The 21318-nt window shown below is 63.8% G+C and carries 22 protein-coding genes and 1 pseudogene; 16 read left to right on the top strand and 7 right to left on the bottom strand.

The genetic code is table 11. The annotated features are described in order from the left end of the window. Positions 1 to 74: 74 nt before the first annotated feature. The gene (locus D2N39_RS06615; protein WP_119134004.1) at positions 75 to 1553 is read left to right on the top strand and encodes an NAD-dependent succinate-semialdehyde dehydrogenase; all 1479 of its coding nucleotides are present in this window, start codon (positions 75 to 77) and stop codon (positions 1551 to 1553) included. Positions 1554 to 1607: 54 nt separating this feature from the next. On the opposite strand, the gene D2N39_RS06610 is transcribed toward D2N39_RS06615, so the two are convergent. Next, positions 1608 to 2366: a lipase family protein gene (locus tag D2N39_RS06610; RefSeq protein WP_233557075.1), complete on the bottom strand. Its 759-nt coding sequence runs from the start codon at positions 2364 to 2366 to the stop codon at positions 1608 to 1610. Between D2N39_RS06610 and D2N39_RS06605 the strand changes: the two genes are divergently transcribed. From D2N39_RS06605 to D2N39_RS06595, 3 genes are read left to right on the top strand one after another with little or no spacing between them, the layout of a single operon-like run. Then, positions 2365 to 2847 carry an NUDIX domain-containing protein gene (locus D2N39_RS06605; protein ID WP_119134003.1) on the top strand — a complete coding sequence of 161 codons (483 nt, stop codon included), beginning with the start codon at positions 2365 to 2367 and terminating at the stop codon, positions 2845 to 2847. The genes D2N39_RS06610 and D2N39_RS06605 overlap by 2 nt on opposite strands. Beyond that, on the top strand, positions 2844 to 3344 hold the full coding sequence (locus D2N39_RS06600) for a GreA/GreB family elongation factor (RefSeq protein WP_119134002.1): 501 nt from the start codon (positions 2844 to 2846) through the stop codon (positions 3342 to 3344). Before D2N39_RS06605 ends, D2N39_RS06600 begins: the two co-directional genes overlap by 4 nt. Next, positions 3334 to 3822, top strand: coding sequence for a GNAT family N-acetyltransferase (locus D2N39_RS06595; RefSeq protein WP_119134001.1), 489 nt, complete (start codon positions 3334 to 3336; stop codon positions 3820 to 3822). The genes D2N39_RS06600 and D2N39_RS06595 overlap by 11 nt, the downstream gene beginning before the upstream one ends. Positions 3823 to 3825: 3 nt before the next feature. Here D2N39_RS06595 and D2N39_RS06590 read toward each other — a convergent pair whose 3' ends face one another. Next, positions 3826 to 5424 carry an alpha-glucosidase gene (locus D2N39_RS06590; protein ID WP_119134323.1) on the bottom strand — a complete coding sequence of 533 codons (1599 nt, stop codon included), beginning with the start codon at positions 5422 to 5424 and terminating at the stop codon, positions 3826 to 3828. A 213-nt stretch (positions 5425 to 5637) separates the two neighbouring features. On the opposite strand from D2N39_RS06590, the gene D2N39_RS06585 reads away from it, so the two are divergent. The 12 genes from D2N39_RS06585 (at position 5638) to D2N39_RS06530 (ending at position 15790) form a co-directional block, all read left to right on the top strand. Further along, on the top strand, positions 5638 to 6873 hold the full coding sequence (locus tag D2N39_RS06585) for an MFS transporter (protein ID WP_119134000.1): 1236 nt from the start codon (positions 5638 to 5640) through the stop codon (positions 6871 to 6873). Continuing rightward, positions 6873 to 8045: an MFS transporter gene (locus D2N39_RS06580; protein ID WP_119133999.1), complete on the top strand. Its 1173-nt coding sequence runs from the start codon at positions 6873 to 6875 to the stop codon at positions 8043 to 8045. Before D2N39_RS06585 ends, D2N39_RS06580 begins: the two co-directional genes overlap by 1 nt. Before the next feature lie 51 nt (positions 8046 to 8096). Continuing rightward, positions 8097 to 9224: a capsular polysaccharide export protein, LipB/KpsS family gene (locus D2N39_RS06575; RefSeq protein ID WP_119133998.1), complete on the top strand. Its 1128-nt coding sequence runs from the start codon at positions 8097 to 8099 to the stop codon at positions 9222 to 9224. Beyond that, positions 9221 to 9838, top strand: a complete 618-nt coding sequence (locus tag D2N39_RS06570) for a glycosyltransferase family 29 protein (protein WP_119133997.1) — start codon at positions 9221 to 9223, stop codon at positions 9836 to 9838. The genes D2N39_RS06575 and D2N39_RS06570 overlap by 4 nt, the downstream gene beginning before the upstream one ends. 69 nt (positions 9839 to 9907) lie before the next feature. Then, a complete protein-coding gene (locus tag D2N39_RS06565) occupies positions 9908 to 10930 on the top strand; it encodes an aspartate-semialdehyde dehydrogenase (RefSeq protein ID WP_119133996.1) in 1023 nt (340 codons plus the stop codon). 125 nt (positions 10931 to 11055) lie between these two features. Beyond that, positions 11056 to 11670: a ribonuclease D gene (locus tag D2N39_RS06560; protein ID WP_119133995.1), complete on the top strand. Its 615-nt coding sequence runs from the start codon at positions 11056 to 11058 to the stop codon at positions 11668 to 11670. Further along, complete coding sequence (locus D2N39_RS06555) at positions 11651 to 12616, top strand: KpsF/GutQ family sugar-phosphate isomerase (RefSeq protein WP_119133994.1); 966 nt, start codon at positions 11651 to 11653, stop codon at positions 12614 to 12616. Before D2N39_RS06560 ends, D2N39_RS06555 begins: the two co-directional genes overlap by 20 nt. A 3-nt stretch (positions 12617 to 12619) precedes the next feature. Beyond that, a complete protein-coding gene (gene lptC, locus D2N39_RS06550) occupies positions 12620 to 13219 on the top strand; it encodes an LPS export ABC transporter periplasmic protein LptC (protein ID WP_119133993.1) in 600 nt (199 codons plus the stop codon). A gap of 12 nt (positions 13220 to 13231) precedes the next feature. After that, the gene (gene lptA / locus D2N39_RS06545) at positions 13232 to 13723 is read left to right on the top strand and encodes a lipopolysaccharide transport periplasmic protein LptA (RefSeq protein ID WP_119133992.1); all 492 of its coding nucleotides are present in this window, start codon (positions 13232 to 13234) and stop codon (positions 13721 to 13723) included. Then, positions 13723 to 14475: an LPS export ABC transporter ATP-binding protein gene (lptB, locus tag D2N39_RS06540; RefSeq protein WP_119133991.1), complete on the top strand. Its 753-nt coding sequence runs from the start codon at positions 13723 to 13725 to the stop codon at positions 14473 to 14475. Before lptA ends, lptB begins: the two co-directional genes overlap by 1 nt. A gap of 240 nt (positions 14476 to 14715) precedes the next feature. After that, positions 14716 to 15291 carry a ribosome hibernation-promoting factor, HPF/YfiA family gene (gene hpf, locus D2N39_RS06535; protein WP_119133990.1) on the top strand — a complete coding sequence of 192 codons (576 nt, stop codon included), beginning with the start codon at positions 14716 to 14718 and terminating at the stop codon, positions 15289 to 15291. Positions 15292 to 15325: 34 nt separating this feature from the next. Then, positions 15326 to 15790 (top strand): PTS sugar transporter subunit IIA, encoded by a 465-nt coding sequence (locus D2N39_RS06530; RefSeq protein ID WP_119134322.1) that lies wholly within the window; start codon positions 15326 to 15328, stop codon positions 15788 to 15790. A 3-nt stretch (positions 15791 to 15793) separates the two neighbouring features. Here D2N39_RS06530 and D2N39_RS06525 read toward each other — a convergent pair whose 3' ends face one another. The 5 genes and pseudogenes from D2N39_RS06525 to D2N39_RS06505 all read right to left on the bottom strand — a co-directional run. Next, positions 15794 to 17191 carry a nodulation protein NodH gene (locus D2N39_RS06525; protein WP_325048509.1) on the bottom strand — a complete coding sequence of 466 codons (1398 nt, stop codon included), beginning with the start codon at positions 17189 to 17191 and terminating at the stop codon, positions 15794 to 15796. Position 17192: 1 nt separating this feature from the next. Further along, positions 17193 to 18890 (bottom strand): DUF5927 domain-containing protein, encoded by a 1698-nt coding sequence (locus D2N39_RS06520; RefSeq protein ID WP_119133989.1) that lies wholly within the window; start codon positions 18888 to 18890, stop codon positions 17193 to 17195. Between the two features lie 10 nt (positions 18891 to 18900). Continuing rightward, a complete protein-coding gene (locus D2N39_RS06515; protein ID WP_119133988.1) occupies positions 18901 to 19911 on the bottom strand; it encodes a glycosyltransferase family 2 protein in 1011 nt (336 codons plus the stop codon). Positions 19912 to 19944: 33 nt separating this feature from the next. Next, complete coding sequence (locus D2N39_RS06510; RefSeq protein WP_233557074.1) at positions 19945 to 21186, bottom strand: glycosyltransferase family 4 protein; 1242 nt, start codon at positions 21184 to 21186, stop codon at positions 19945 to 19947. Between the two features lie 5 nt (positions 21187 to 21191). Further along, positions 21192 to 21318: pseudogene (locus tag D2N39_RS06505) on the bottom strand (UTP--glucose-1-phosphate uridylyltransferase); the annotation flags it as partial.

Genomic DNA, 21318 nt, shown 5'->3' with positions numbered 1-21318 from the left:
AAACCGTCGCTGGTGAACTGGACAGCGGCAGCACAAAGGGGTTTCCTGCGCGCGACCCGAAACTGGAGGCCCCCATGCTTGATTCCGTGACCGACCTGCGCGCGCTGCTGAAAGACCCGTCGCTGCTGGCAACACAGGCTTACGTTGCCGGTGAATGGATCGACGCAGATGACGGCAGCACCTTCGAAGTGACGAACCCCGCCCGCGGCGACGTGATCTGCACCGTACCGAACCTCGGCCGCGCCGAAACTGCCCGTGCAATCGCCGCCGCCGAAAAGGCGCAGAAGGAATGGGCCGCCCGCACTGGCAAGGAACGCGCGCAGGTGATGCGCAAGTGGTTCGATCTGATGATGGCGAATCAGGACGATCTGGGCGCGATCCTGACCGCCGAAATGGGCAAGCCGCTGGCCGAGGCGAAGGGCGAGATCGCCTATGGCGCCAGCTTCATCGAATGGTTCGGCGAAGAAGCCAAGCGCATCTATGGCGAAACCATTCCGGGGCACCAGCGCGACAAGCGCATCACCGTGATCAAGCAGCCCATCGGGGTTGTTGGTTCGATCACGCCGTGGAATTTCCCCAATGCGATGATCACGCGCAAATGCGGCCCGGCCATCGCGGTGGGCTGCGGCTTCGTCGCCCGCCCGGCGGCGGAAACCCCGCTGTCGGCGTTGGCGCTGGCGGTGCTGGGCGAACGCGCGGGCCTGCCGAAGGGCATCTTTTCGGTCATCACCTCGCAGCGGTCCTCGGACATCGGCAAGGAGTTCTGTGAAAACCACGCCGTCCGCAAGCTGACCTTCACCGGCTCGACCGAGGTGGGCCGCATCCTGCTGCGTCAGGCGGCGGATCAGGTGATGAAATGCTCGATGGAGCTGGGCGGCAACGCGCCCTTTATCGTGTTCGACGACGCCGATCTGGATGCGGCAGTTGAAGGCGCGATGATGTCGAAGTTCCGCAACAACGGCCAGACCTGCGTCTGCGCCAATCGCATCTATGTGCAGGCTGGCGTCTATGATGCCTTCGCCGCCAAACTGGCCGCTGCGGTGAACAAGCTGAACGTCGGCGACGGGCTGAAGGACGGGGTGACCACCGGACCGCTGATCAACATGGGTGCGGTCGAGAAGGTCGAGGAACACATCTCCGACGCGCTGGGCAAGGGCGCACAGATCGTCACCGGCGGCAAGCGTCACGATCTGGGCGGCACCTTCTTCCAGCCGACCGTGGTGGCCAATGTCACCGACGAGATGCTGGTCACGAACGAGGAAACCTTTGGCCCGCTGGCGCCGCTGTTCAAGTTCGAGACCGAGGACGAGGTGATCGCCAAGGCCAATGCCACGATCTTCGGCCTTGCCTCCTATTTCTACGCCCGTGACATCGGCCGCATCACCCGCGTGCAGGAGGGGCTGGAATACGGCATCGTCGGCGTGAACACCGGCATCATCTCGACCGAAGTCGCGCCCTTCGGTGGCGTCAAGCAATCCGGCCTTGGCCGCGAGGGCTCGCGTCACGGGATGGAGGATTATCTGGAAATGAAATACATCTGCCTCAGCATCTGATCCGCCCGGATCTTTCGCAGACGGCCGTCGGGACAACCCGGCGGCCGTTCGCGTTCAGGGGGTGCCACCCAATGTGATCGCCAGCGCGACGGCATAGCTCATGTCGGGATCGAACCGGCCTTCCTTCAGAAACAGCACGGTCTGGGCGATGACCTCGGGGCTGAGCATCATGAAGGTATGGGTGACCGGCAGGGTGATATGCGCTTTCATCCCCGCCACCTTGGTCGAGGCGACGGAAACCTTGCCATCGTCGCGCCCCGTGATGATCGAAGAATAGACCGGGTTCAGCGAACGATTGCCGGCGATCACCCCCAGTTCGTAATCCGGCAGCGGCAGCGCGCGCGGCACCGAGCCGGCGCCGGTGCCCAGTTCCAGCCCGGCGGGGCCGTTCAGCCATTCGAAGGCGCCGATATGGCCGAAGGCATCCACCAGTTCCGAGCCATGGTTGGGCGGTGCCAGCATGACGACGCGCCCCATGACCTCGGGCTTGTGATCCTTCAGCCAGACCCGCGCCAGAATACCGCCCATCGAATGCGTGACGAAATGCACCGGGCCGGGCAGGCATTGCGCCACGCCCTCACCCACCAGCGGCGCCAGATCGCGGATCGGCGCCTCGGTCGAGGGGTAGCCCTCGTTCACCACCTGATAGCCTTGGGCCTCCAGCGCCTCTTCCATTGCCAGAAGCGAAGCCTCGCTGCGGGCAAGGCCGTGCAGCAGCACGACGCAATCGGCCTGCGCTGCGCTGGCAGTCAGGCTGGTTGCAAGGGCAAGGGACAGGGCAAGATCGTGGCGCAGGCTCATGCGGCGGAGCATGGACAAAGCCGCGCGCATCGGCAAGGCTCGGCCCATGAAAACCCCGTGTCCCCGTCTCGCCGTTCGTGCCCTGATCCTGCATGAAAACCGCCTTTTGCTGGTCAATGCCTGGGGCGGGGGCGTGTCCGACCTGTGGTGCGCGCCCGGCGGCGGCGTGGAACGCGGCGCCTCTTTGCCCGACAACCTGATCCGTGAAGTGCATGAGGAATGCGGGCTGACCGTCGCTGTGGGCGAGGTGGCGCTGGTAAACGAGTTCCACGATCCGAACGGGCCGTTTCATCAGGTGGACGTCTATTTCCGCTGCACCATCGTCACGGGCGACCTGCGGGCGGACTGGCGCGACCCCGAGGGCGTGGTGACCGAGCGGCGTTTCTTTGCCCGCCCCGATCTGGCGCATATCCGCTACAAGCCCGATAGCCTGCCGGTCGCCGCATGGGATGGCGGCGTGACCTATGACCCGCTGGAGCCGATCATCCGATGAGCCGCGCTTTCGTCAAGGAAGATACCAATGATCTGGCACCACTGCCGGATCTGCCGGTGTCACCGCATCCGAATTACGTCACCCCGCGCGGGCTGGCGGCCTTGCAGGCGCGGCTTCTGGTGGTGCAGGCGGAGCTTGCGCAGTTGCGCGCGCGGGCGGAGCGGCTGGACCGTCTGCCCGAGGCCGCGGCAGAGCGCGACATCCGTTACCTTGAGGCCCGCCTGCGCAGCGCCATCCTGATCGACCCGGCAAGCCATGGCACCACCGAAGTTGCCTTCGGTCATCGCGTGACGGTGGTGGATGAGGACGGCACCGAACTGGTCTATGAAATCACCGGCGAGGATGAGGCCGACGCCGCCCTTGGCCGCATCGCGCCACAATCGCCGCTGGCGCGGGCCCTGATCGGGGCGCGCGTCGGCGATCTGGTGACATGGCGCCGCCCGGCCGGGGCGGTGGAACTGGAAATCCTGAAGATCGAGGTGCCCGATGATCCGTGATCTGGACCCGCAGGCTGACCTTGCGGCGGTGGAGGCGCTGTTTCGCGCCGCCGCCGATTACGTCGATCTGGAAAGCGGCGCGGCGGTCGATGGCTCGCAGGCCGCCGATTTCTTCACCGACGCCCCGCCCGGTATCGACCCGACGACCAGCCTGCGTCTGGGGATGTTTGCCGCTGACCGGCTGATCGGCAAGGTGGATGTCGCCTTCGGCTATCCCGAGGCCGGAGACGCCTATATCGGCCTCATGGTCTTTGCGCCGGAGGCACGCGGCTCCGGCCAAGGCGCGCGGCTGCTGCGCGAGGTCGAGGCGCGTGCCAGGGCGCGCGGCGCCACAAGGCTGTTCATCGCGGCGCTGGAGGCCAATGCGAAGGGTCGCGCCTTCTGGGCACGCGAAGGATTTCAGCCCGATCAGGTTTTCCCCGACCGTGACTATGGCGCGCGGCGCCATACCGTGCACAGGATGGTGAAGGCGCTCTAAGGCTCAGGCCCGCGCAGCCGTGTCGCAGGAGGCCCAGACCCAGCCGCAGGGGGCAAGGCTCAGCTTGTCGCCCACCAGCGTTGCCCCCTCCTGCGGCCCGTCCAGCGCAGTCAGACCCTTGACGGGCAGGCTCACCGGCTTGTCCGACAGGTTGAAGGCGCAGAACACCGATCCCTCCGCCCCGTCGCGCCGGAAGGCCAGCACGGGGGCCTTCACATCGAAGAACGTGCTGCGCCCGGCCACCAGCGCCGAGCCTTTGCGCCACGCCAGCAGGCTGCGATAGCAGTCCAGCACCGACCCCGCCCCCTGCGCCGCCACGTTGCGCGCCAGTTGCGGCGGTTTCACCGGCAACCAGGGTTTGCCGGTGGTGAACCCGCCATGGTCCGAGCCGTCCCAGACCATTGGCGTGCGGCACCCGTCACGGCCCTTGTAATCCGGCCAGAAGCGGAAACCCGGCGGGTCGGTCAACTCGTGATATTCGATGTCGGTCTCGGTCTGACCCAGTTCCTCGCCCTGATAGAGGCAGATCGAACCCTCGAAGCTCAGCAGCATCGCGGCCGCCAGCTTTGCCACCGCGTCCTGCGGCCCATGATCGGCCCAGCGCGAGACATGGCGGATCACGTCATGGTTGGAAAAGGCCCACATCGGCCAGCCATTCGGTGCGGCGGTAAAGAAGCCTTCGACGCGCGACCGGAAATGCGCAGGCGTGAACTTCGGCCCCAGCATGTCGAAACTATAGGCCATGTGCAGCCGGTGGCCCGAGGTATATTCCTCCATGATGCGCAGGGCGCGGCGCGGGCCTTCACCCACCTCGCCGACCATGGTTCGGGCATCGAATTCGTCGAGCAGTTCACGCATCCGTTCCAGAAACGGCAGATTTTCCGGGCGGCATTTGGAATATTCGTGGTCCTGCATGTCATAGGGGTTCACGGCGGGAATGTTTTCCTCCCGCGGTTCCGGCCCGTTGTCGCGCAGCTTCGCGTCGTGGAAATAGTAGTTCACCGTATCCAGCCGGAAGCCATCGACCCCGCGTTCCAGCCAGAAGCGCATGGTGCCCAGCAGGTAGTCCTGCACCTCCGGGTTGTGGAAATTGAAGTCGGGCTGTGAGGTCAGGAAGTTGTGCAGGTAATATTGCCGCCGCCGCGAATCCCACTCCCATGCGCTGCCGCCAAAGACCGAAAGCCAGTTCGAGGGCGGGCTGCCATCGGGCTTCGGATCGGCCCAGACATACCAGTCGGCCTTTGGGTTGCTGCGGTCCTTGCGGCTTTCGACAAAGGCGGGGTGCTGGTCCGACGAATGGCTGATCACCTGATCAATGATGACCTTCAGCCCCAGATCATGCGCCCGCGCGACCAGCGCGTCGAAATCCTCCAGCGTGCCGAACAGCGGGTCGATGTCGCAATAATCGCTGACATCATATCCCATGTCGGCCATCGGGCTTCTGAACACCGGCGACAGCCAGATTGCATCGACGCCAAGCCCCGCCACATGATCCAGCCGGGCAGTAATGCCCTTCAGATCGCCGATGCCGTCACCATCACTGTCCTGAAAGCTGCGCGGATAGATCTGATAGACCACCGCGCCGCGCCACCAATCCGTCATCCGAAACCCCATAAATGTTCGCGCTAACATCGCGACGGACCACCTGCATGGCAAGCCGCATCGGCAGCGGGTGGCATAAATTCCTGCCGATTGTGGCCGCAAGGGCGAAATCGCTGCCAGAAGCATCAGGAACGGTCATTGTATGGATCACAAAAATCAAATTGACCCTGCCGCAGGCGCGCATCACCTTGCACCGAACCCCGGAGCGCGCCGATGACCAAAGCCCCCCTTTTCACGCCTGTCCTGATTGCAGGCTGTGCCATCTTGTTGCTGAACTTTGCCCTGAGGGCCAGTTTCGGCATGTTCCAGATCCCGATTGGCGAGGAATTCGGCTGGCCGCGCGCGGAATTTTCGCTGGCCATCGCCATCCAGAACCTCGCCTGGGGCATCGGGCAGCCGCTGTTCGGTGCGGTCGCGGAACGGTTCGGCGACCGCAAGGCGATCATCGGCGGTGCGGTGCTGTACGCGCTGGGGCTGGTGCTGTCGGCCTATGCGATGACACCGCTGGAAATGCAGCTTTACGAGGTGCTGGTGGGCTTCGGTATCGCTGGCACCGGCTTTGGCGTGGTGCTGGCCGTGGTGGGGCGCGCATCTTCGCCGGAAAACCGCTCGCTCGCGTTGGGGATTGCGACGGCGGCCGGATCGGCCGGTCAGGTGATCGGCGCACCGCTGGCCGAAATCCTGATGCAAAGCTTTCCGTGGCAGACGGTGTTCCTGATCTTCGCGGGCATCATCATGGCAACGCTGCTGGCGCTGCCCTTCCTGCGCTCGCCCGAGATGGCAACGAAGCAGGAGCTGGAGGAAAGCCTTGGCACGGTGCTGAAACGCGCCTTCACCGACCCGTCCTATATCATGATCTTCCTCGGGTTCTTTTCCTGCGGCTATCAGCTTGCCTTCATCACCGCGCATTTCCCGGCCTTCGTGACCGAGATGTGCGGCCCGATCGACCCGAACGGCCCGCTGGCCGCCATGGGGATCGAGACGACCTCGGCCCTGGGCGCCGTTGCCATCGCGGTGATTGGTCTTGCCAATATCGTGGGCACCATCACCGCCGGGATGCTGGGCAAGAAATACACAAAGAAATACCTCCTGGCAGGGGTTTATACCGCGCGCACCATCATCGCAGCGCTGTTCATCCTGCTGCCGATGACGCCGACGACGGTGTTGCTGTTTTCCCTGTCCATGGGGGCACTGTGGCTGGCAACCGTGCCGCTGACCAGCGGGCTGGTCGCACATATCTACGGGCTGCGCTACATGGGCACGCTTTACGGCTTCGTCTTCCTGTCGCACCAGATCGGCGGCTTCCTTGGCGTCTGGCTGGGCGGCAAGATGTATGACCTGACGGGCGGCTATACGCTGGTCTGGTGGATCGGCGTCGGGGTCGGTGCCTTCTCGGCGCTGGTGCATCTGCCGATCCGCGAAAAGCCCTGGGCGCCGCAGGCTGCCTGATGCGCGCCGGGATCTCGGCGCTGGTCGCCGCCTATGTGTTAAGCCAATTCTACCGCGCCTTCCTTGCGGTCATGGCGCCGGTCCTGAAAACCGATCTGGGGATCGGGGCCGAGGATCTGGCCGCCGCCTCGGGCCTGTGGTTCCTGACCTTCGCGGCGGCACAGATCCCGGTCGGTTCTGCGCTGGACCGGATCGGGCCGCGCCGCACGGCAGCGGTTCTGTTCGGCCTTTGCGCAGGCGGCGGGGCATTGGTGTTCGCAGCCGCCTCCTCCGCATGGCAGATCCAGCTTGCCATGGCGCTGATCGGGGTGGGCTGTTCGCCCGTCTTGATGGCGACCTATTACATCTTCGCCCGCACCTACGCGCCCGCAATCTTCGGAACGCTGGCGGGTGCGGTTATCGGCATCGGCAATCTGGGCAATATCGCGGGCTCCCTTCCGCTGGCATGGGCGGTAGAGAGTTTCGGCTGGCGCGAGACGCTGGTGGCGCTGGCGGCCGTGTCGCTGGTCATCGCGGGGCTGGTTGCCGTGCTGGCGCGTGACCCGGAACGGGTGGCGGGGCAGGCGCGCGGTTCGGTGCTGGATTTGCTGCGGATGCCGGCGATCTGGCCGATCCTTGCCATGATGTCAGTGGCCTATATGCCGCCCGCCGCGCTGCGCGGGCTGTGGGCCGGGCCTTACTATGCCGATGTCTTTGGCGCCGATACCGCGCGCATCGGGCAGGTGACGCTGGCGATGGGGCTGGCGATGGTGGCCGGGAATTTTGCCTATGGCCCACTGGACCGGCTGTTCCACTCGCGCAAGCGCGTTATCCTGACCGGCAACCTGATCTGCGCTGGCGGCTTTCTGGCGCTTTGGGCCATGCCCGCAGCCGGGGGCTGGGTGACGCCCGGTCTGATGGTGCTGATCGGGCTGACCGGCGCCACTTTCGCGGTGATCGTCGCGCATGGCCGGGCCTTCTTCCCACCGCATCTGGTGGGACGCGGGGTAACTCTGATCAACCTGTTCGGCATGGGCAGCGTCGGGATTTCGCAGATGATCACCGGGCGGCTGCATGCCGCCGTGGCACCCGTGCCGCCCGAGGCGCCCTATCAGGCGCTGTTTCTGTTCTATGCGCTGGTCATGCTGGCAGGGTGCGCCGTCTACCTTCTGGCACAGGATCGCACGGACTAAGCTTTCCCTTGTCGCACCACGCCCCTATCTTGTGGCGCGAAAGGCAGGCCGATGATCGTCTATCCCGCTGAATACAACGCCCGGAAAGAGGCAGTCTTTGCCGCCCTTGCGCAGGTGGAAGGCGAAGCCCACCGCCTGCCCTTCGCCCCGCTGCGCTTCCGCGACTGGCCCGAGACCGAGGCACGCGTGGCTACTGCGCTGGCGCGGGCGAAGCGCCAGCCGCGCGGACCCGTGATGCGCTGGCTGAAGCGACAGCTTTTGCGCGGGCAATACAACTGGGCGCGCAGCTATTTCACCGCGCACCCCGACCGGGTTGCCGTGGCATGGAACGGGCTGACCGGCTCGCGCATGGCCTGGCTTCAGGGCGCCCGCGACGCGGGGGCGCCGGTGCTGCATGCCGAGCTTGCCCCGCTGCCAGGACGGATCACGCTGGACCCGGCAGGGGTGAATGCCGAAAGCAGCGTTCCACAGGACCCCGAATTCTTTCGCGCCTGGGCCGCGCTGCATGAAACCCATCGCTGGCGCGAGGCGGGTGCGGGCCTCAGCGCACGCGCCTCGCGTCGCGCCGATGTGGGGCAGGCCGGGGCCGATGGCCTGCCGGATACGCCTTTCCTGTTCTGCCCGCTTCAGGTGCCCGATGACAGTCAGGTCCGGCTGTTCGCCGGATGGTGCGGCGGGATGGGCGGGTTTCTGACCGCGCTGACGCAGGCCGTGCCGCATCTGCCCGAGAGCTGGCACCTGCGGGTGAAGGAACACCCTTCTGCCAAACAGGCGCTGGGGCCGCTGCTGGAGCCGCTGCTGGCGACCGGACGAGTGGTGGTGGACAATGCGACCGACAGTTTCGCCCAGCTTGCGGCCGCGCGCGGGGTGGTGACGCTGAACTCCTCGATGGGGTTGCAGGCATTCTTTCATGACCGGCCGGTGGTGACGCTGGGCCAGGCCTTCTTCAACCTGCCCGGACTGGTGCAGCATGCCGGGGGGCAAGAGGCGTTGAACGCCTTGTTCGCGGCACCCGAGGCGCTGGGCTATGACGAAGCCTTGCGCGCGGCCTTCGTGGCATGGCTGGCAGAGGTCTATTATCCGCATTTCAGCCACGAACCCGGCCAGCCACCCAGCTTTGACCGACCCGCCTTCGCCACCAAACTGGCCGAGGCCCGCGCGGCCGGAGGACGGGAATGAACCGGCTGGGCTACCTGATTGCCAAATACGGCCGGAATGATGCGGCCTTTCAGGCCGCCTCGATTCCCGAAGCCGAATTGCTGACCCCGCTGGCAGGCAAGCGCGTCGCGCTGGTCGGCAATGCGCGCGCATTGGCGGAAGGCGCATTCGGGGCCGAGATCGACACCGCCGATCTGGTGATCCGCATTAACGCCGCGCCGATCCCCTCCGCCCGGTCGCATGGCACACGAACCGACTGGGTGGGCCTTGCCGTTCGCATGCCAGCCGCGCGCCACCGGCTGCTGGGCCAGCCGCGCCTGTTGTGGATGTCGCCCAAGCTGCACCGCATTTCATGGCTGGTGGCATCACAGCCGGGGTTCTTCCGCTATCCGCGCCCGCGCTATAATGTCCTGCGCACGAAACTGGGGGTCGGCCCGACCACGGGCATCATGCTGATCGACCTGCTGGCGGATTCGGCACTGACGGAGCTTCGGCTTTACGGATTTGACTTCTTCGCCTCGCTGTCGCTGTCAGGCCCGCGCACGGCAGCGGATGTGGGCCATAACTTCGCGGGCGAGGCGGATTTCGTGGCCGAACTGACAAAGCGTGACCCGCGTATCCTTCACCGGCGATGATCGCGCTTTCCCTCGCCGGGGGATTGGGCTAAGGGGCCTCGTCTTCTCTGTGAAATGGAGGTCCCCCCGATGGGCTACAGAGTCGCCGTCGTCGGCGCCACGGGCAACGTGGGCAAAGAAATGCTGAACATCCTCGCCGAGCGCGAGTTCCCGGTGGACGAGATCGTGGCGCTTGCGTCGCGCAATTCGCTGGGCACTGAAGTCAGCTTCGGCGACAAGACTTTGAAGACCAAGGATCTGGCCGAGTTCGATTTCACCGGCTGGGACATCGCCTTCTTCGCCATCGGCTCCGATGCAACGAAGGTCTATGCGCCCAAGGCGGCCTCGCAGGGTTGCGTGGTGATCGACAACTCGTCGCTGTATCGCTACGACCCGGAAATCCCGCTGGTCGTGCCGGAAGTGAACGCCGAGGCGGTGGACAACTACAAGAACAAGAACATCATCGCGAACCCCAACTGCTCGACCGCGCAGATGGTGGTGGCGCTGAAGCCGCTGCATGACCGCGCGAAGATCAAGCGCGTCGTCGTCTCGACCTACCAGTCGGTTTCCGGCACGGGCAAAGAGGCGATGGACGAGCTGTGGAACCAGACCAAAGGCGTGTTCGTCCCCGGTCAGGAAGTCGCGCCGAAGGTCTATCCCAAGCAGATTGCCTTCAACGTGATCCCGCATATCGACGTCTTCCTGGACGATGGCTCGACCAAGGAAGAATGGAAGATGGTCGCCGAGACCAAGAAGATCCTCGACAAGAACATCAAGCTGACCGCGACCTGTGTGCGCGTTCCGGTGTTCGTGGGTCACTCCGAGTCGATCAACGTCGAATTCGAGGAACCGCTGGACTGGCAGGAAGCGCAAGCCATCCTGCGTGAGGCGCCGGGCATCCTTGTCGTCGATAAACGCGAGGCCGGTGGCTACATCACCCCGGTGGAATGTGTCGGCGAATATGCCACCTATGTCAGCCGCATCCGCGAAGATTCGACCGTGGAAAACGGGCTGAACTTCTGGTGCGTGTCCGACAACCTGCGCAAAGGCGCGGCGCTGAACGCGGTGCAGATTGCCGAGGTTCTGGGCAAGCGCTGCCTCAAGAAAGGCTGATCCGTCTCTGACGACACGTCAAAGGCCCCGCCCCGGCGGGGCCTTTTCGCTTGTGGCGCCGGGCTGGCGTTGACCGCGGGCGCGGGCGGGTCTATCCCCCACCCATATGGCCAGCGGAGGCGAGATTGACGATTTACCTGCATCAGAACGACCTGCCCGACGGGCTGGACCTCGGCCCGGTTGTGGCAATCGACACCGAGACCATGGGTCTCGACCCGCGCCGCGACCGGCTGTGCGTGGTGCAGCTTTCGGCGGGCGACGGCCATGCGCATCTGGTGCAGATCGCGCGCGGGCAGACCAGCGCGCCGAATCTGGAACGCCTGCTGACCGATCCGGCGGTGCTGAAGCTGTTCCATTTCGGACGTTTCGACATCGCGGCGATGCAGAAGGCCTTCGGCGTGACCACCGCGCCGGTCTGGTGCACCAAGATCGCGTCGAAACTGATCCGCACCTTCACCGACCGGCATGGGTTGAAATACCTGCTGGCAGAACTGGTGGGTGTCGATGTCTCGAAACAGCAGCAGACCTCGGACTGGGGGTCTGCCGAATTGACCGAGGCGCAGAAGGAATATGCGGCCTCCGACGTGCTGTATCTGCACAAGCTGAAGGCGGCGCTGGAGGCGCGGCTTATCCGCGAGGGGCGGATGGATCTGGCGCAGAAGTGTTTCGATTTTCTTCCCACGCGGGCAGAACTCGATCTGCTGGGCTGGGAGGAACCGAATGACCTCTTCCACCACTGATTTTCTGGCCGTTGGCCGCCGCGTCATCCGCCGCGAATCGGAGGCGCTGGATCTGCTGGCCGATACGCTGGACGGCACATTCAGCGCGGCGGTCGATCTGATCCTGAAGGCACGCGGGCGGGTCATCGTCTGTGGCATGGGCAAATCCGGCCATATCGCCCGCAAGATCGCCGCCACCTTCGCCTCAACCGGCACGCCGGCACAATTCGTCCATCCGGGCGAGGCGAGCCATGGCGATCTGGGCATGGTGACCGGGGACGATGTGGCACTGGTGCTGTCGAACTCCGGCGAGACGCCGGAGCTTGCGGATGTCATCGCCCATACGCGGCGGTTCAGCATTCCCCTGATCGGGGTGGCAAGCCGGGCGGGTTCGACCCTGCTCAGGCAGTCGGATGTGGCCATCCTGTTGCCGCCAGCGCCCGAAGCCTGCGAAACCGGCATCGTGCCGACGACCTCGACCACCATGACCTTGGCACTGGGGGATGCGCTGGCTGTAGCGCTGATGGAGCACCGGCAATTCACACCCGACCAGTTCCGCGTGTTCCACCCCGGCGGCAAGCTGGGCGCGAAACTGGCCACCGTGCGGCATCTGATGCATGCCGACCTGCCGCTGGTCAGCGGTGACACCCCGATGAGCGAGGCGCTTCTGGTCATGAGCCAGAAGGGCTTCGGCGTGCTGGGCGTGATCGACGCAGATCGTCACCTGATCGGCGTGGTGACCGACGGTGACTTGCGGCGCCATATGGACGGGTTGCTGTCGCTGTCCGCCGAACAGGTGATGACACGCCATCCGCGCACCATCGGCCCCGAGGCACTGGCCGAAAAGGCGGTGGCCGAAATGAACGCCCGCAAGATCACCTCGCTTTTCGTGGTGGACCCCGAGAGCTCGCAACAGGTGGTCGGGCTGATCCACATTCACGACTGCCTGCGCGCGGGCGTGGTCTAGGCCATGGCGAGGGACGCGCATTCGCGGCTGGTGGGATGGTTGAAGGTCATCCTGCCATTGTCTGCGCTGGCGATTCTCTCGACGCTGTTCCTTGTCGCGCGCACGGTCGATCCTGATGCGGCCATCCCCTATTCCGATGTCGAAATCGCCGAACGCCTGCGCGAGCCACGCATGACAGCGCCTACGCTCGCCGGGGTGACCCGCGACGGGGCGACGATCACGGTGACCGCCGCCGAGGCACGCCCCGCCGAAGAGGCAGGCACCTCTGCCAGCAGCGTCCGCGCGCGGCTGGAAACGCCGGATGGCGCGCATACCGCACTATCTGCCGGACAGGCGCAGGTGGATGCCGACGGAACCACCGTAACGCTGGATGCGGGCGTTCTGGTGTCCAACTCTGCCGGATACGAGATGAAGACCACTGCGATGCGGCTGCGGCTGGATACGACCGAAGCGCGCAGCGATGGCCCGGTTGAGGGCTTCGGCCCGCCCGGCCGGATCGAGGCGGGCGGCATGGCGGTAACGGAAGCCCCCGGCGCACCGGGCCAGTATGTTCTGGTTTTCAACGGTGGCGTTCGCCTGATATACCAGCCGCGTAACCCCTGACAGAGGCCGATCATGCGCTGCCGCCCCCTTCTTGCCCTCGCCCTGAGCTGCCTGCTTCTGCCGGTAGTCGCAGGGGCGCAGCAGGCAAATATTGCGTTCGGCGGGCTGAAGCAGGATACCAGCCTGCCCGTGCAGGTGGAGGCCGACAACCTGACCGTCGAACAGGCCACTGGCACGGCAGTGTTCAGCGGCAATGTCCGGGTGGCGCAGGGGGATCTGAAACTCGCCGCTGCACGGGTGCAGGTGGAATATGCCGCCGACGGCAAGGCCATCGAACGGCTACATGCCTCGGGCGGCGTGACGATGGCCAATGCCACCGACGCGGCCGAAGCGAAAGAGGCCGTTTATACCATCGGCTCCGGCAATCTGGTGATGACGGGCGATGTGCTGCTGACCCAAGGCAAAAGCGCCATTGCCGGACAGAAGCTGGTCATCGACCTGAAAGCGGGCACCGGCACCATGCAGGGGCGGGTGTCCACGACTTTCGTGCCGGGCAACAAGTGATGGCGGATCTGGCGGTGACAGAGGGTTCGGCCGGGCTGCATGTGCGTGGCTTGCGGAAAAGCTACAAGAAACGGCCTGTGATCCGCGATGTGACGCTGGATCTGCAACGCGGCGAGGTCGTGGCACTTCTGGGCCCCAACGGCTCGGGCAAGACGACCTGTTTCTACTCCATCGCCGGTCTGGTGACGCCCGAGGGCGGGCAGGTGCTGATCGACGGCAAGGATGTGACCACCTTGCCGATGTATCGCCGTGCACGGCTCGGCGTGGGCTATCTGCCGCAGGAAATGTCGATCTTCCGGGGGCTTTCGGTCGAGGACAATATCCTTGCCGTGCTGGAGATTCGCGAGCGCGACGGCCACAAGCGGCGTGAGCGGCTTGAGGAACTTCTGTCCGAATTCTCTATCACCCACCTGCGCCGCGCACCCGCGCTCGCGCTGTCGGGCGGTGAGCGGCGGCGGGTCGAAATCGCGCGCTGCCTTGCGGCGGAACCGAAATACCTGCTGCTGGACGAACCCTTCGCAGGTGTGGACCCCATCGCAGTGGGAGAAATTCGCCATCTGGTGCAGGATCTGAAGCTGCGCGGCCTTGGCGTGCTGATCACCGATCACAACGTCCGTGAAACGCTGGGAATCGTGGATCGCGCCTATATCCTGCATGACGGACATGTGCTGATGAGCGGCACCACCGACGAGATCGTGCGCGACGAAACCGTGCGCCGCGTTTATCTGGGCCAGAGCTTCCGCCTGAGTTGACGCTAGGATGGCGCGACAAACCGTCTGTCACGCGGCCTTCATGAAGCTGTTGACAAGTCACGCCCTCCTGCCGCCAAATGCTTGGGATGCGTGCGAGAACCGCCCCCGACTCCAGACATGACCGGCAGCTTCCTGCCGATATGACTGGTATCCAAGTGCAGGCGGCCCCATGTAAAATTCATCAGCGGGTAACCCTGCATGATGCAGGATCTGCCGTGCTGTTTTCGTGAAGGAGGAGCCATGCGTTACCAGATCAGTGGAAAACAGATTGATATCGGTGAGGCGCTTCAGACCCATGTGAAGGCCGAACTGGGCGAGGTGGTGGAAAAATACGCCCAGCGCCCGACCGACGCTGTGATTGTGTTTTCCAAGGCCGCGCACGAATTCGTATGCGAGGCCACGATCCATCTTTCCACCGGACTGAATGCCAGTGCGAAAGGCAGCGCATCCGAAGTCTATGCCGCGTTCGAAGCCTGTCGCGAGAAAATGGACAAGCAGTTACGCCGTCACAAACGCCGTCTGCGCGACCATCACCACAAGCGCACGGCACCTGTTGAATTCGACGGCGGTTCCTCCTATATCCTCGCCCCGACCGATGAGGGCGACGAGAGTCAGGCAATCTCTGATCAGCCCATCGTCATCGCCGAGATGGAGACGAAGATTCCTTCGATCACTGTCGGCGAGGCGGTGATGCAGATGGAGCTGGCAGGACAGAAAATGCTCGTCTTCCGCAATGAAGGACATGGCGGGGTGAACGTCGTATATCGCCGGGATGACGGCAATATCGGCTGGATCGACCCGCGCAACAGCAAATAGGCGCCCTTGCGGCGTGGAACAGACGGCGACCCTGATGGACATTTCCAAGATTCTCAATCCTGAGGCCGTCAGGGTCGTCAGCCAGTTGACCAGCAAGAAGCGCCTGTTTCAGGAGCTGGGTGAAATGGCGGCGCAGGCTTACAAGCTGAATGCTTCCATCGCCATTGATGGTTTGCAGGAACGCGAAAGCCTTGGCCCGACCGGCGTGGGCCATGGAATCGCCCTGCCCCATGCGCGTCTGGAAGATCTGAGCGGAATTGTCGGCGTTTTCGTGCGGCTGGAAAAACCGCTGGATTATGACAGTGTTGACCGGCAGCCGGTCGATCTGGTGTTTGGCCTGTTCGCCCCGAAAGATTCGGGCGTGGAACATCTGAAGGCGCTGGCCTTGGTCAGCCGCACCATGCGCGACAGTGGCATCTGCACAAAGTTGCGCGCCAATACCGACCCGGCAAAACTGTTCGCCATCCTGACCGAAAGCCGCGCGCCACAAGCCGCCTGAGCGTCAACCGCGCCAGCGGCCGAAGCCGTAGCCGACATAATCGCGCTGATAGGCCTCGCGCGCCGCATCTTCGATCTCGCGATCATGGATGCGGGCCAGCGCATCGGGCAGCGCGTTATCTTCGGTGAAATCCGGCATCGCAACGTCAGTTTCGGCGCAAAGCCAAGCGAGCCCCTCGGCCAGACGCTCCTCGCGTAGCACGGCATCCGGGCCCTGAAACTGCGCAAAACCCTGAAGCACGGCGGTTTGCGAGGCAAAGCGCGGGTCGATCTTCTGCCCGGTCTGCCCCGACAGATAGAGCTTCAACCAGCGCAGCACCGCCAGAAAGGCGGCACGTTCTTCCTCTGCCGTAAGGGCTTGGTCGGGCGCAGGCAGATCCAGCTTGTAGCTGCGGACCAGCAGCCGATGCAGATCACCACCCGCCATGACGGCATCCTGAAAGGCGGCATAGACGCGCAACAACGGGTGGCGCAGCACGGTGAAGCTGCGATGCCCTCCGTTCTGACGCTTCCACTGGCGCAGGGTTTTCTGCGCGAAATCCGTCATAATGCCACCTGCACCCAGACGGCCGAGCCATGCGCGCACCTCTGCCTCTGGCCCGCCCCGAAGCGGCATATAAAGCAAGGGCGCATCCGCCGCGGCGACAAAACCCGGAATTCCGGGTGTGCGGCGGGGTTCAAAATTAGGGGTGCGGGCGAGGTTGAAACGATCCAGCCGCGCCAGCGAGTGTTCCATTTCGGCCGGATTGGTCACCTTTTCTGCAATCTCTTCGGGGTTCTGCTTTTTCAGCTTGGGGTCCGTCACCTCCAGCCGCGCCGGAATCCCAAGGAAGGCCGCAAGACCGTTCAGCACCTCAAGATCATTCAGATCCTCATAGTCGATGTAGAAAGCCGTCTGCCCCGACACCTGCAACCCATGCAGCAGATACAGTTGAAATTCCTGGGCGGTGCGCAGATGCGCCTCAAACTCGGCGGCATCGAAATGCGCACGCGCGGATTTCAGCTTCGCCGCGTTCTGCAATTTCCACTGCCCGGTGTCCTGCGCGATCTTCAGGCTGACATAGCTTTCCACCGGATTGCGGGTCAGGATGATCTTGGCGCAGGCCGGATCGGCCAGAACCGCGTCGATCACCCGTGCGTCGTGATCGTGGAAGCAACGGAATCCCGCCAGCCCCGGCGTCGCCGCCCGCATCGCCGCCAGCACGGGAAACGGGTCGGCATCGCGTTGCGCGATGTCGATCCCCCAGAGCGACAGATTGTCTTTCTTGCCCATGAAATGCGGGTTGAATACCTCGCCGTGGCATTCGACGCCTTCCAGCGCGTTCAGATTGGCCTCAAGGAAATTAGAGCCTGTCCGCATTTCCGCGAACATCACGAAAGAGGTAAATCCGGTCAGGGGCAAATCACTTCACCAGATAGGGGCGGCCGCGCCGCGTGGTCGAAGGCCGGGGGTCGTCACCGGCCGGAAAATCGCCCATCAGGACCGGCTGCATCCCCTGATTGCGCAGGTTTTGCAGGAACTGGCCGAAGCCGGTCAGATCCGACATGCGCGGCGCTTCGGTCAGGCGGCGGCTGGAGCGGGGGCTGATCTCGTCGATGATGGTTTGCAACGGTTCCATCGGGTTTTCTATGAATTCCGCCAGTGTCCAGATTCGCACCCGCGCCTTCACATGCAGCGAACGCAATTCGGCCAGATGTTCCGCCTCGATCTTCTGAAGCCGCGCCGCCTCTTTGCGGATGTCACCGAAATTGCGGTTGGAATGGAACAGCGGCACCGCCCAGGCGCCCGAGATGACCGAGACCTGTGCATTCGGGTCGCGGCCAAGGAAGGGGCCAATCTTCTGGTTATCACGCGGGCCGAACTGGAAGCACTGCCTCTCGCCCCGCGTGTTCCACATCAGGTTCCCCATAAAGCCGCGCAGGTTGTAATCGCGCAGATCGGCGCTGTCGGACAGGGCGCCGTTATAGACCGTCTCGCCCCCCGCGAACTCCACCCGGTCCGGGGCGAACAGATGGCCATGCACGCGCGAGCCAGTGACCTTGCCCAGCCAGATGTCGAAATTCTCGAACAGGTCGGAAAACCCTTCGAACACAGAATAGGGCGCGGCCGTCATGCCGTTTTCCCAATGCAGGTTCGGGAAACGGCTTTGCATGTAAAGCCCGGCACGGCCCTTGGTGCGGCGTTCCACGGCCTTGGCGAACAGCCGGTCGATCTTGCCCGGATTAGGCTCTGCCGCTGGCTGGCGAGCCAGATCGTCTGACAGGAAGATGCGGTAAAGCTTGTCGGCATGCGGCCAGATCTTGCGCGCCACAAAACAGTCGGACCGGCGCAGCAATTGCAGGTGATCGTCGTAAAAGATATGCGGTTTGCCCTGAAAATCGAACTTCGACAGGGTCAGAGACCGGCTTTCCACATTGGCCGAGACCTGACGCACAAGCGTCTGGAAATAGCTTTCATCGGGGATCCAGACCTTGCGGAAATAGCGGTCATAGGCGGGGCGCTCCGGGTCTTCCAGAATGGCGGACAGGGTTTGTCGGGTCAGACACCACCACTGGCTTCCCAGATGCGGCACCAGCGCGGGGGGGATTCGCCTACGATAACCGACACGACGTTGCAGCCGGACATAGCCATCGAACAGCCGCCGCTGCTTGCGCCATGAAAACGGGAATCGCAGGGTGAAGCGTTCGATGTTCAGCCCGCCGATCGTCCAGCCGACATCCTCGGTCGTGACGCTTTCGATGAAATCGGTTTTCGGCCGTCCATCCAGATAGGCGACCAACTCCTCGACCGGGCGCAGCGGCAGGCACGAGCCGGAGGCAAGATAGACATGCCGCACCCCCGGAAATTCCCGCAGCATCAGCGTGGCGGCAGCCTGTGTAGCCGCGACAAGGCCCCAGCTTCCCCATTCGCAGGCATGGCGCTGTGAAAAGCGGACGTCAGCCACCCCTTCCAGATCACGCGTCATGCGGCGCAGCGCCGATTTCGACACACGCTTGTCAACATGGATCACCACCGGGCAGCCATGTTCGGCCCAGTAACGCGCCACCTGCGCGGCACGGCCAAGCGCGGTGTGACAGAGCATGACGAAGCCGACGCTCACCCCTGCCCCCTCATGCCCAGTTGCCCTTGGACATCAGCCCGAGAATCTCAAGCTGGCGCCAATTGATGTATTTCTCGCTCCACTTGCACCAGAAATCCGGGCTGGCGGCCAAACCCTCCTGATAGGCGCGATATTCGTGACTGTTGGCATAGTGCTGCTTGCGGGCCATTTCCTCGGCCGCCTTGTGGGCGAAGGTATCGAGGAACTTGGCATGCAGAAGACAACCCGAGGCCTTCTCGCCGCCCCATTCGTCATAAACAAGGTTCAGCCCGCGCGGCAGAAGCATGTGGGTCGAACTGACATAGGCATAATCGCGGTGCCATTTCACCAGCGGGATCTTGTTCAGTGCCGGTGCGCGTTCCGGTGCATCTGTAAAAAAGGTGCGCGCGCGGGGACCACCCTGAATCCACAGGTTCCCGAACTTGCGGTTCTTCGACATGGTGTAATTGCCACTGTCGAACCATTGCGCGATCTCGAACGGATCGGTGCCTTCGCGGTAAACATGTTCACCAAAGGGGCCTTTGGGATACATGTCCAGCAGCATGGCCGAGAACGACTTGATGGAACTCGCGTCAAGCCAGTCGGTCAGGGCACGCAAGGGCCGGGTGTCGCAGAAGGGATAAACGAAGAATTCGTCTGAATCGACAACCAGCGTCCAATGGCCATGACCGTAGCGCATTTGCAGCCAGTTCAGCCAGTCCACGCCGAAACGGGATCGTTTGTAACTGGCCCGCGTGGTCCAGACCGAGACATCGGGCTGCGCCGCCAGATATTCGCGCGACCCGTCATCGCTGTCATTGTCCACGAAAAGGAAATGATCAATGCCGAGGTCACGGTAATAGCGCAGAAACCAAGACAGGCGAACTTTCTCGTTCCGCAGGGTCGAGAACAGCAGAAGGTCACCCGACCGGATGGCGCCCGTGCGATCAGCAACAGGTTTCAGCTCGCGTCGTTTGCGAAACGCGCGAATCCGCCAGCGCTTGCGCGCAAGCCGAAGCTGATATGACCCAAGTATTCCCACACACTCTCTCCGACCGGAAAATACCGGCCCGGTTTACCAGTCATTGCTTAAGACGAGTTTGAAATGGGCATCCCACTCAGGACCTGCCGCTGCCATCCCCGTCTCCCGGTATGCTGCGGCTGCCGCGTCTGGGTGCGGACCGGCTGACAACGCCCGGATTATTGTTTCCGACCAAGAATAAACATCTGAAGTCCCGAGGTAAATGGCCGTATCACCCAGAAGTTCACGCAGAACCGGCAGGTCCGACACGAAAACAGGAACCCCCAACGCGCGCGCCTCCAGCGGGGGCAGGCCAAAGCCTTCGGCCAGGCTGGGAAACAGCAGTGCCCGCGCGTTGATCAGCAGGTGCGACAGGGCGGCATCGTCCAGCCCTGGTGCCTCGATCACATGGCGAGGGGCTGCATCCAGCCGGGCAAAAACCGCCTCGTTCCTCCAGCCGCGGCTGCCCGCGATAACAAGTTGCGGCATCCTGTCCTCAGGCAGATGCGCGCCCAGCGCTTGCCAGACATCCAGCAGCAGCATGTGATTCTTGCGCGGCTCAATCGTGCCAACCGTCACGAAATAAGGTCGCGCCGGGTCAAGCGCCGGCAAGTGCAGCGAGCCCGGATCGGCAACCGTGATGCCAAGCGGCGCGACAACTGCCTCCGGCACCGGGCCAAAGCCGCGCAATTGCGCCTCATTCGCCTGCCGCGTCACCTGTGCGGTATGGATCACCCGATCCGCCCCGCCCGCCACCGCCGCCAGCTTGCGTGCAAAGACCTCTGGAATGCCTGCGCGGGTATATTCCGGGTGGTCGAGCGGAATCACGTCATGCAAAAGCACCGAACTGCGGATGCCCCGTCTCCGCAAGGCACGGAACAACGCCGTATTCAGATGGCTATGGCCGACGTTGTAGTATCGACAATCCGGGGGCAGCCGCTGCAACAGAAGCCCGATGAACCCCACAGGCAGCGTGGTGCTGGCCAATTTGCGAATGGCGGTTTCGGCCTGTGCCCGTGCGGGGTTGGAACGGAACCGAAGGCGCGCGGCAAGTGTAGGGGCAGGCAGGGGTTGTTCCCCGCGGGCGAGCCGGGCCACCTGTGCGGTGGCAGGCGCATCCAGCAGCGCCACGGCAGACGAAAGACGGACCAGCGCATAAAGCGCGGGCCCGCCCGTTTTGTGATCCGCCAGAAAGCGGTCAAGATAGGCAAGCTCTACCCTGTCGATACCTGTAGCTGCCTGTCGGCCCAGACGCGACATCAGCCGCGTCAGATCCAGCAGGCGGGCGGCAGGCACAGGGATTACTGGGCGGCTTTCTGCTGGGCGATCGTATCGTGAAGATAGGCGGTGAACTCGTCCCGCAGATCCGGGCGAGCCATGCCGAAGGCAACAGTGGCCTGAAGGAACCCGGCCTTGGACCCGCAGTCG

This window comes from Gemmobacter lutimaris, from assembly GCF_003570715.1.
GTDB lineage: Bacteria > Pseudomonadota > Alphaproteobacteria > Rhodobacterales > Rhodobacteraceae > Gemmobacter > Gemmobacter lutimaris.
Note: the sequence above shows the minus strand (reverse complement) of the source record. Positions and strands in the feature narration are given on the sequence as shown.

Coding starts and splice junctions, on each gene's coding strand:
- D2N39_RS06600 (WP_119134002.1), top strand. CDS start 2,844: ATGAGCCGCGCTTTCGTCAAGGAAGATACCAATGATCTGGCACCACTG.
- lptC (WP_119133993.1), top strand. CDS start 12,620: ATGGCGAGGGACGCGCATTCGCGGCTGGTGGGATGGTTGAAGGTCATC.
- D2N39_RS06605 (WP_119134003.1), top strand. CDS start 2,365: ATGGACAAAGCCGCGCGCATCGGCAAGGCTCGGCCCATGAAAACCCCG.
- D2N39_RS06565 (WP_119133996.1), top strand. CDS start 9,908: ATGGGCTACAGAGTCGCCGTCGTCGGCGCCACGGGCAACGTGGGCAAA.
- D2N39_RS06555 (WP_119133994.1), top strand. CDS start 11,651: ATGACCTCTTCCACCACTGATTTTCTGGCCGTTGGCCGCCGCGTCATC.
- lptA (WP_119133992.1), top strand. CDS start 13,232: ATGCGCTGCCGCCCCCTTCTTGCCCTCGCCCTGAGCTGCCTGCTTCTG.
- D2N39_RS06595 (WP_119134001.1), top strand. CDS start 3,334: ATGATCCGTGATCTGGACCCGCAGGCTGACCTTGCGGCGGTGGAGGCG.
- D2N39_RS06575 (WP_119133998.1), top strand. CDS start 8,097: ATGATCGTCTATCCCGCTGAATACAACGCCCGGAAAGAGGCAGTCTTT.
- D2N39_RS06585 (WP_119134000.1), top strand. CDS start 5,638: ATGACCAAAGCCCCCCTTTTCACGCCTGTCCTGATTGCAGGCTGTGCC.
- hpf (WP_119133990.1), top strand. CDS start 14,716: ATGCGTTACCAGATCAGTGGAAAACAGATTGATATCGGTGAGGCGCTT.
- D2N39_RS06590 (WP_119134323.1), bottom strand. CDS start 5,424: ATGACGGATTGGTGGCGCGGCGCGGTGGTCTATCAGATCTATCCGCGC.
- D2N39_RS06530 (WP_119134322.1), top strand. CDS start 15,326: ATGGACATTTCCAAGATTCTCAATCCTGAGGCCGTCAGGGTCGTCAGC.
- D2N39_RS06615 (WP_119134004.1), top strand. CDS start 75: ATGCTTGATTCCGTGACCGACCTGCGCGCGCTGCTGAAAGACCCGTCG.
- D2N39_RS06570 (WP_119133997.1), top strand. CDS start 9,221: ATGAACCGGCTGGGCTACCTGATTGCCAAATACGGCCGGAATGATGCG.
- D2N39_RS06610 (WP_233557075.1), bottom strand. CDS start 2,366: ATGCTCCGCCGCATGAGCCTGCGCCACGATCTTGCCCTGTCCCTTGCC.
- lptB (WP_119133991.1), top strand. CDS start 13,723: ATGGCGGATCTGGCGGTGACAGAGGGTTCGGCCGGGCTGCATGTGCGT.
- D2N39_RS06580 (WP_119133999.1), top strand. CDS start 6,873: ATGCGCGCCGGGATCTCGGCGCTGGTCGCCGCCTATGTGTTAAGCCAA.